This window comes from Mesorhizobium sp. M5C.F.Ca.IN.020.32.2.1, assembly GCF_004023105.1.
In the GTDB taxonomy this organism is placed as follows: Bacteria; Pseudomonadota; Alphaproteobacteria; order Rhizobiales; family Rhizobiaceae; genus Mesorhizobium; species Mesorhizobium wenxiniae.
Genome location: NZ_RZSX01000161.1, coordinates 1 through 9,224 on the forward strand (window position 1 = coordinate 1; position 9,224 = coordinate 9,224).

The window sequence follows — 9,224 nt, forward strand, 5'->3', positions numbered from 1 at the left end:
ACTCCAGTCGGTTTCGAGAAAGCGCGTCGGCGCGATGTCCTCGCCATAGAAGATGGCTCCTGCCGGCGCCGCAGCCTCGCTCTCTTCGGTCAGCGCACGCAGCACCTGGTCGCGTATGTCGCGCATGTCGGCGGCGCGCGCCCGGAAATAGTCCTGATCGGACGTCGCGTATCCCACAATTTCGGCGTCGAGCGCCTGCCGCCATGCCGTATCGGCCGGCTGGCCGACGGCAATCGCGGCAAAGGCCGGGCCGGTCAGTGCATCGTCCTCCAGCATGGCGAGCTGGAATTCGAGAATTTCGGCTGCATCGCCCTCGGTCGCTTCGACGAGCGTGGCAAGTCGGCCTGTCGCTGCCTTGATTGCCGTTCCGAGCGCGAGCCTCTCGTCAGCGGCGGTCGCTTTACGGTTATAGCGCGCGACAACCGGATCGAGGTTGAACAGCGGCCCTTCGGCATAGCCGGCCGAAGCCGAAATCCCCTTCAGCCTAAGCGGTTCGGGCATGGTCCACGCCCTCGTCGAAGTCGCGCCGCACCAGCTCGACCAGCGCGTCGACCGCCTCGCCGGCGCCGTCACCCCTCGCTCGGATATGCAGCACCGTGCCTTTCGGCGCCTTGGCCGCCATCACCTTGACGATGCTCTTGGCGTCGAACCAAGGCCCGTTGGCGGCGAGCGCCACTTCGACTTCGGCTGAAAATGTCTTGGCGAGCTTGGTAAACTTCACCGAAGGGCGCGCATGCAGGCCGACCTCATGGGTGATCAGGACTGTGGCTTCGGCGGATGCGGACATGCTGTCAAAATTCCTGTTCATTCACGATGGCGACAATTCGTGTGCCGTCGCCACTACTTGCCTGAGCGAGGCGCCGCCGGACGCCTCCGTCGCCGCCATCACCGCGCCTTCGACGATCGGCGCATTGCAGACGATGATCTTGTGCGCGCGCGGCTCGCCGATCATCTCGACCGCCATCTCGCTGTTGGTCTCGGCGCCGCCAAGATCGACAAGTATGGCGACACCCGCCTCCGACCAGGCCTTGTCGATGGCGCCCATGATCGCCTCGACATTGGTTCCCAGCCCGCCATGGCCGTTTCCGCCGCACCATGCAAGCGGCACTTCGTCGCCGACCATCTGGCGCACCATATCGGCCGTGCCTTCGGCGACCAGCGGTGAATGCGATACGATGACGATGCCGACATTGCTCATGCTTGCCCCTCGATGCTTTCGACGACGGCCCGCACCAAAAGCGCGACCGAGCGCCCGCCGGCATCCATATGGCCGATCGAGCGGTCGCCGAGAAACGAGGCGCGTCCGCGCAAGGCTTTCATCGGCACGGTGGCAGCGGCCGCATTGTCCGCGACATCGGCGATTTCCGCCCCGGTTTTTCCCTGCAGCAGGGCGTCATGCACCGGCTTCAGCACGTCGAGCATGGTCTTTTGCCCGACCTGCGACTTGCCCCTGGCTGCCACCGCCTCGATTGCCTTACCGAAAGCCGCCGCCAGATTGGCGTGATCCGGCTCAGCAGAAATCTCCTTGCCGAGCGCCATGAACAGCGTCCCGAACAGCGGTCCCGATGCCCCGCCGACCGTCATCACCAGCTTGGTGCCGATCGCCTTCAGCGCCTCCGGCAATGGCTTTGCCGCGAACGCCTCGGCCTCAGCCCGCACCGCCTCAAAGCCGCGCTTCATATTGAGCCCATGGTCGCCGTCGCCGATCGCCTGGTCGAGCGCGGTCAGCTCGTCCGCGTGAGCTGCAATCGTGTTGGCGGTGGCTGGTATCAGCGTCTTCAGGTCAACCTTGTCCATCGTCCCAGTCTTGTCCAGCGTCCCAGGGCTCATCGGTTTGCAATCCTGTTGCCGGCCTGGTCGAAGAACAGCGGCGCCCGGTAACGAATAGCCACCCTGTCGCCTCTTTCCAATTGCGTGTCGGGGTCGGTCAGCGTCACCAGCTTTTTGCTTCCCACCGTCACATGCAGGTGATTCTGGTCGCCCAGATGTTCGACCCAGTCAACAACGCCGTCGGCGGGGCCGTTCGATGCCTTGCCGATCGACAGATGTTCTGTACGCGCACCGATCGTCCTGGTTCCCGCCGGCATGTCGCCATCGGGCAGCAGGCCGGTCGGCAACAGATTGATCGCCGGCTGGCCGAGCCTTGCGGCGACATGAAGGTTTGCCGGCTCGGAATAGATTGTCCGCGGCGTGCCGATCTGCACCAGAACGCCATCGGCGAGAATCCCGATCCGATCGGCCATCGTCATCGCTTCGATCTGGTCGTGCGTGACATAAAGCATGGTAGCGCCGACCTCGGCCTGAATGCGCTTCAGCTCAAGCCGGAGATCGGCGCGCAGCTTGGCATCGAGCGACGACAGCGGCTCGTCCATCAGGTAGATCGATGGCTTGCGCACTAGGGCCCGTCCGATGGCGACGCGCTGCATCTCGCCGCCGGAAAGTTTGGTAGAGCGGTTGGAGAGCTTGTGGTGGATACGCACCATCTTGGCCACATCCTCGACGCGGCGGCGCACCTCGTCCTCGCTCAGCCGCCGCGCCGGCGAGCGCAGCGGAAAGGCCAGGTTGTCGTAGACTGACAGATGCGGATAGAGCGAATATTGCTGGAAGACGAAGGCGGTGTCGCGCTCGGCCGGCGACAACATTGTCGCATCACGGCCGCCGATATGGATTGAGCCCGTATCCGGCCGTTCCAATCCTGCGACAAGCCGGAGCGTCGTCGTCTTGCCGGCCCCGGTCGGGCCGAGCAGCACGACGAATTCGCCATCGGCGACGTGCAGATCGAGAGTGTCCACGGCGACATGCTCGCCGAAGGCTTTTGTCACGCCTTTGATGTGCACGTCAGCCATGATGCGCTTTTCCCTGAGAGGCCCCGTCATGGATTGCGGTTCGCACCGCGCGGCCGGATCCCTTCTCGAACAGCGACAGCCGCGCGCTGCTCAGCGCCAGGCCGACATGGTCGCCCGCATTGAGCCGGATTTCGGCCGGCACCCGCGCCTTGATGATGCCGCCTGATGTCTCCACCGCAACGATCTGCGTGGTGCCGAGATATTCGGTGCCATAGATGGCGCCGCGCAGCTTCGAGCCGTCGTCGAAGCGGATGTGTTCCGGCCGGATGCCGAGCGCCATGTCGGTCGACGCGATATCCTCGCGCACCTCCGGCACTGCCACCTTGGCGCCTTGCACCACGATCTCGCTGGCGCCCTTTGAAAGCCCGCCACCAAAGCCGAGAAAATTCATCGGCGGCGAGCCGATGAAATCGGCGACGAACATCGTCGCCGGCCGGTCGTAGATTTCGCGTGGACTTCCAAACTGCTCGATGACGCCGTGGTTCATCACCGCGATCTTGTCGGCCATCGACATCGCTTCCATCTGGTCATGCGTGACGTAGACGGTGGTGGCATGGATGCGGTTGTGCAGTTCGCGCAGCTCATGGACCATGAGATCGCGGAATTCGGTGTCGAGCGTGCCGAGCGGCTCGTCCATCAGGAAGCATTTTGGCCGCCGCACGATGGCGCGGCCAAGCGCCACGCGCTGGCGGTCGCCGCCGGCAAGGCCGGAGACTGATTTGTTGAGCAGATGGTCGATGCGCAACAGCTTCGCCGTCTCCTCGACGCGCTGGCGGATTTCGATGCCTGGCATGCCTTGCGCCAGCAGCGGGAAGCCGATGTTCCTGCGCACATTCATATGCGGATAGAGCGCGAACAGCTGGAAGACGAAGGCGATGTCGCGCTCGCGGGCACGCCGCATGGTGACGTCCTCGCCGCCAAGCAGGATCTTGCCGCCGGTCGGCAATTCCAGGCCGGCGATCATGCGCAAGGTCGTCGTCTTGCCGCAACCCGACGGCCCCAGCATGACGAAAAACTCGCCATCTCTAACGACGAAGCTGGAATCCTGCACGGCGACGAAATCGCCGAATGCCTTTCTCAGATGCTCGACCCTGATCTCCGCCATCGTCTACTCCGGAAATTTCGAGACGATTATGAACATCGCCGTGCCGGCCAGCATGGTGATGAACGAATAAGTATAGAGCGACAGCGCGAAGGGCTGGAACAACATCAGGAAGCCAATGGCTATGATCACCGTCGCGATATTCTCCATCAGGCCGCGCCTCGCCCATGCCGGCCAGCGCGACTTGCGTTTTGCGGGTTGGGTCAGGCTCATTTGCGCACCGCGCCGAAGGTGATGCCACGCAGCAACTGCTTGCGGAGCAGGATGGTGAACACCAGGATAGGCACCAGGAAGATCGTCGTGCCCGCGGCTACGGCCGGCCAGTCCTGGCCGCCTTCGCCGATGATGGTCGGGATAAAGGGCGGTGCGGTCTGCGCCGTGCCCGAGGTCAGCAGTGCGGCGAACGCATACTCGTTCCAGGCGAAGATCAGGCAGAAGATGGCCGTCGCGGCAATGCCGGTGGTCGCCTGCGGCAGCACGGTGCGCCAGAAGGCCTGCAGCCGCGTATAGCCGTCGATCATCGCCGCTTCTTCGTATTCGCGCGGGATCTCGTCGATGAAGCCCTTGAGAAGCCACACGGCCAGCGACACGTTGACCGCGGTGTAGAGCAGGATCATGCCGAGTGCGGTGTCCGACAGGCCGAGCTCGCGGTACATCAGGTAGATGGGAATAGCGACCGCGATCGGCGGCATCATCCGCGTCGACAGGATGAAGAACAGCAGATCGTCGGCCAACGGCACCTTGAAGCGCGAGAAGCCATAGGCCGACATTGTGCCGAGGAACACCGCGCAGAAGGTCGAGCCGAAGGCGATGATCAGCGAGTTTATGAAGCGCGGCATGAAGTTGGACGGCCCGGCGATCACCATGTTGCGCTTGCGCACTGTCTCGTCGCAGACGCCCGTCGCCGGTCCCAGCGAGTTGATGTATTCCGGTGTCTGCCGGGTGCGGGTCGAGAACAGATTGCAGTAGCCCTCGAGGCTCGGCTGGAACAGGATCTTCGGCGGATAGGCGATCGAATCCGGCGGCGTCTTGAAGCTGGTGGCGAAGATCCACAGCAGCGGCACGATCGAGATCAGCGCGTAAAGCACGATGATCGTGCCGGCGACGCGCTTCGACGTGGCCGAGGGTGCGACGACCGAATGGGCTGACGTCAGGCTCATCTCTGCTTCACCTTGTTGAGCGCCTTGACGTAGATATTGGCCAGCCCGAACACCGCGACGAACAGGATGATGGCGAAGGCTGAGGAATAACCCGTCCGCCAGCTTTCGAAGGCCTGCCGCTTCAGCGTGATCGAGGCGACTTCGGTGGTCGAGCCCGGTCCGCCGCCGGTGAGCAGGTTGACCATGTCGAACATCTTGAAGTTCTCGATGCCGCGGAACAGCACCGCCAGCATGATAAAGGGCAGCGCCATCGGCAGCGTGATCGACCAGAACTGCCGCCAGTTGGAGGCGCGGTCGACCTCGGCCGCCTCATAGATGTATTCGGGGATCGAGCGCAGCCCGGCGAGACAGATCAGCATCACGTAAGGCGTCCACATCCAGGTGTCGACGATGACGATCGACCACGGCGCAAGCGACACGTTGGAGAGCATGCCGATCTGCGTTGCCGGAATGCCGGTGACGAACGAGACGGCATAGGCGAACAGACCGATCTGCGGCTCGTAGAGGAAGCGCCAGAAATTGCCGACAACTGCCGGCGACAGCATCATCGGCACGAGAATGATGGTCGTCCAGAAGGCGTGGCCGCGAAACTTCCGGTCTATCAGCCAAGCCAGCGTGAAGCCGATCAGCGTCTGCAGCAGGATGGTCCAGAACACGAAATGCGCCGTCGTCTGCATGGCGATCCAGATGTCCTGGTCACCGAGGATGCGTTTGTAATTGGCAAGGCCGACGTTCCTGACCACCTCGTTGGGGCGATTGGCGCGGTAATTGGTGAAGGAGAGACAGATCGCCCAGAACAGCGGGAAGATGTTGATGGCGAGCAGCAACAGGATCGTCGGCGAGATAAACAGCCAGGCGAGGCCCTTGTCGCTGATGCCCCGGACCTTGCGGGCCAACGGCTCAGGCGTAGCCCGGGCAACGCTGTTCGCAGTCCGATTGAGCATGGTCAGTCCCGCTTCGGTCACTTGGTCGTCTCGACAATGGAAATTTATCTGAACTGTGTCCCGTGCCAAGGGCGGCACGGGACACGCGGCATGGCTCGGGAGGAGCCGATTACATCTGCCCCAACTACATCTTGCCATCGTCCTGGAAGACCTCGGTCCAGTCCTTGACCAGGCCGTCGAGCGCATCCTTTGCCGAACCCTGGCCGGCGACGACATAGTCATGGAAGCGCTTCTGCGACGCCTGCAGCAGCGGCGCATAGCTGGGCTCTGCCCAAAAATCCTTCACGATGGCCATGGAGTCGAGGAAGGTCTGCGCGTAAGGCTGGCTGGCCGGGAAGCCTGGATCCTTGACGACTGCGTTGAGGCAGGAAAAGCCGCCGAGCGACCACCATTTGGCCTGCACGTCCTTGTTGGCGAACCACTTGATGTATTTGAGCGCGGCCTCCTGCTTGTCGGAATAGGACACCACCGAAATGCCCTGGCCGCCGAGCTGGGCGAATTGATCGCCGTCGGGTCCCTTCGGATTGGCGAAATAACCGATCTTGTCGCCGCCGACATTCTCGTCTTTCTGCAGGCCGGGCCAGGTAAAGGCGAAATTCATGTGCATCGCCACCTGGCCGGATTTGAAGGCGTCGACGCCTTCGCCCATGTAGCTGTTCGAGGCCCCGGGAGGCGTGCAGCAGTCATAGAGCGCCTTGTAAAACTCCAGGCCCTTCACCGATTTCTCGGAGTTGACAAAGCCGTCCATCTCGTAGGGCTTGTCGGGATTCTCATAGTTGAAGCCGAAGCTGTAGAGCACGTCCATGGCGCCCATGGTGATGCCTTCGGAGCCGCGCTCGGTATAGATCGACGCGCCATAGACCGTCTTGCCGTCGATCTCGCGCTTCTGGAAGAACTCGGCGATCTGCTTCAACTGGTCGAAGGTCGTCGGCGCGGCGAGATCCCAGCCGTATTTTTCCTTGAATTCCTTCTGCAGTTCCGGCTTGGAGAACCAGTCCTTGCGGTAGGTCCAGCCGACGACATCGCCCATGGCCGGCAGCGCCCAGTAGTTCGGCGAGTTCTTCGGCCATTCCGAATAGCCGACGACGGTCGCCGGCACGAAGTCGTCCATGCTGATCTTCTCCTTATCGAAGAAGTCGTTCAGCTTGACGTAGTGGCCGTTCTCGGCTGAGCCGCCGATCCACTGGCTGTCGCCGATGATCAGGTCGCACAGCTTGCCTTTGGAATTCAACTCGTTGAGGAAGCGATCGGCATAGTTGGTCCACGGCACGAACTCGAATTTCATGCCGATGCCGGTTTCCTTGGTAAAATCCTTGGACAATTCGACAAGCGCGTTCGCCGGGTCCCAAGCTGCCCAGCAAAGCGTCAGATCTTCCGCCTGCGCGACGTTCGAAACGGCGGTCGACGCAAACATCGCCGAGGTTAGTCCCAACGTCAGTTTCAAGGTCGATTTCATGCCTTCCTCCCATTTACGAAACCCGTCCGGATGACGGTTTCAAAACCTCACCCCCCTCCTCAGGGGTCCAAACATGGCGACGCGGTTGAGCGTCGGGTGTTTAGTAATTTGTTTAGTGATGCAATTTTTACTAAACAAGGCAAGCGAATTCGTCGCTGCGCTGCAGCATGGCGCATGGGTTGCTTGGTTCAGAAAAGGCGGGTGTCAGATCGTCCGGCGCGCGGACGCCGGGTCATTTGACCATTTTGGTGCTCACCGTCACCGGCCGGATCACTGGGGCCGGCGGCAGCAGGGCGCGGATATCGGCGAAGGGGAAGATCGGTTCGAAGCGGAAGGCCTCAGCGAAGGAACCGGCCGCGCCATTGCACTCGCCGGCGCGAAACGCGTTCTGCGTGCGCGCCGCATCGACGAAACGTTCGGGATCCTGCGACTGGTGTGCCCGGATCGCCATCGCCTTGAGCTCGAAATGCCCGGAGATATCGACATAATGCGTCGGCGAAAAGCCGGTGCCACCGAGCGTATCGGCATGCAGCACCGGGACAGTGAAGGATGCCGCGATACGCAGGCCGTCCGACAGCGCACGGTGGTCGCCATGGTAGTCGTTCGGCGCATGGGTGATCACCAGATCTGGCTTCAGGTCGCCAATCAGCGCCTTCAGCGCCGCGATTAGCGCGGCATCGGCAACCAGCGTGCCATCCGGAAAGTCGAGGAAGTGCGGAGTTGCGCCAAGCAGGTCCGCCGCCACAGCCGCTTCCTCGCGGCGGGCGCGGGCGAGTAATTCCGGATCGCCCTTCCCGCCCTTGGCGCCGTCCGTGGCTATCGCAAAAACCAATTCTGCGCCTTGTTTGGCATAGGCCGCCATCGTACCGAACATGAAGATCTCGATATCGTCCGGATGCGCACCGAGCGCCAGTATCTTCACTCTGCATTCTCCCTGGAACTGGAATAACGTGGACAACTCGCCCAGCCACCTATGCAAGCTGTTCATGCAACGATGCCGTTGTCAAAAGCCTGGGCGGATCGCGCCGACGCACTATTCGCAGATCCTCAGGCCAGTGATCCTGGGCGCGTTCTCCAGGAATATCCAGATCTTCTGTCGCCAGATCTCTGTCGCCAGATCTTCCAGGATGTGAGGCTCGGCACGGTGCGCTGGAACCCGTTCTCGCGGACCCGGCTTTGAGTTGTCGGCGACCGCCACCGCTGATATGCGGGCGCTGCGGATCCGCCGCAATTGGATGGATGCATCCTTCGAACAATGACCAGAAAACCCTTGCCGGAGCTTCCGGTCTCCGCCGTGCTGCCGGCGCTCAGCGAAGCGCTCGGCCAAGGCAACAGCGCCGTGCTGGTGGCGCCGCCCGGCGCCGGCAAGACGACGCTGGTGCCGCTGGCGCTGCTCGACGCGCCATGGCTCGGCACGGGAAAGATCATTCTGCTCGAGCCGCGCCGGCTCGCTGCCCGCGGTGCCGCCCGCCGCATGGCCGAACTGCTCGGCGAGGAACCCGGCGAAACAGTCGGCTACGCCATGCGCATGGAAAACCGCACTTCTGCGAGGACCAAAATCCTCGTCGTGACAGAAGGCGTGCTGTCGCGGATGATCCTCGACGATCCGGAGTTGCCCGGTGTCTCGGCGGTATTCTTCGACGAGTTCCATGAGCGTTCGCTCGACGGCGATTTCGGGCTGGCGCTGGCGCTCGACGTGCAAGGTGCGCTGAGGCC

Annotated in this window: 12 protein-coding genes; 1 reads left to right on the forward strand and 11 read right to left on the reverse strand. The window is 62.5% G+C overall.

What is annotated here, in order from left to right; genetic code table 11:
- From EOA86_RS10785 to EOA86_RS10835, 11 genes are all read right to left on the reverse strand, one after another.
- Positions 1-501: phosphoenolpyruvate-utilizing N-terminal domain-containing protein (locus EOA86_RS10785; RefSeq protein WP_281035647.1), on the reverse strand; the 501-nt coding region annotated here is incomplete at its 3' end.
- Positions 485-787: an HPr family phosphocarrier protein gene (locus EOA86_RS10790; RefSeq protein WP_128341609.1), complete on the reverse strand. Its 303-nt coding sequence runs from the start codon at positions 785-787 to the stop codon at positions 485-487. The genes EOA86_RS10785 and EOA86_RS10790, both read right to left, overlap by 17 nt.
- A gap of 21 nt (positions 788-808) precedes the next feature.
- Entirely contained in the window at positions 809-1,198 is a 390-nt protein-coding gene (gene dhaM / locus EOA86_RS10795) for a dihydroxyacetone kinase phosphoryl donor subunit DhaM (RefSeq protein ID WP_128341610.1), read from the reverse strand.
- Entirely contained in the window at positions 1,195-1,797 is a 603-nt protein-coding gene (gene dhaL / locus EOA86_RS10800; RefSeq protein WP_128341621.1) for a dihydroxyacetone kinase subunit DhaL, read from the reverse strand. Before dhaL ends, dhaM begins: the two co-directional genes overlap by 4 nt.
- Before the next feature lie 29 nt (positions 1,798-1,826).
- Complete coding sequence (locus tag EOA86_RS10805; protein ID WP_128341612.1) at positions 1,827-2,846, reverse strand: ABC transporter ATP-binding protein; 1,020 nt, start codon at positions 2,844-2,846, stop codon at positions 1,827-1,829.
- Complete coding sequence (locus tag EOA86_RS10810) at positions 2,839-3,951, reverse strand: ABC transporter ATP-binding protein (RefSeq protein WP_128341613.1); 1,113 nt, start codon at positions 3,949-3,951, stop codon at positions 2,839-2,841. Before EOA86_RS10810 ends, EOA86_RS10805 begins: the two co-directional genes overlap by 8 nt.
- A 3-nt stretch (positions 3,952-3,954) precedes the next feature.
- On the reverse strand, positions 3,955-4,161 hold the full coding sequence (locus tag EOA86_RS10815; RefSeq protein ID WP_029347717.1) for a hypothetical protein: 207 nt from the start codon (positions 4,159-4,161) through the stop codon (positions 3,955-3,957).
- Positions 4,158-5,108, reverse strand: coding sequence for a carbohydrate ABC transporter permease (locus EOA86_RS10820; RefSeq protein WP_029347718.1), 951 nt, complete (start codon positions 5,106-5,108; stop codon positions 4,158-4,160). The genes EOA86_RS10815 and EOA86_RS10820 overlap by 4 nt, the downstream gene beginning before the upstream one ends.
- On the reverse strand, positions 5,105-6,052 hold the full coding sequence (locus EOA86_RS10825) for a sugar ABC transporter permease (protein ID WP_128341615.1): 948 nt from the start codon (positions 6,050-6,052) through the stop codon (positions 5,105-5,107). Before EOA86_RS10825 ends, EOA86_RS10820 begins: the two co-directional genes overlap by 4 nt.
- Positions 6,053-6,176: 124 nt before the next feature.
- On the reverse strand, positions 6,177-7,508 hold the full coding sequence (locus tag EOA86_RS10830; protein WP_029347721.1) for an ABC transporter substrate-binding protein: 1,332 nt from the start codon (positions 7,506-7,508) through the stop codon (positions 6,177-6,179).
- A 232-nt stretch (positions 7,509-7,740) separates the two neighbouring features.
- Positions 7,741-8,430, reverse strand: a complete 690-nt coding sequence (locus EOA86_RS10835) for a PIG-L deacetylase family protein (RefSeq protein ID WP_128341617.1) — start codon at positions 8,428-8,430, stop codon at positions 7,741-7,743.
- A 333-nt stretch (positions 8,431-8,763) separates the two neighbouring features.
- Here EOA86_RS10835 and EOA86_RS10845 point away from each other — a divergent pair.
- Positions 8,764-9,224 (forward strand): DEAD/DEAH box helicase (locus EOA86_RS10845; protein WP_128341619.1); only part of this gene is annotated, 461 nt, incomplete at its 3' end.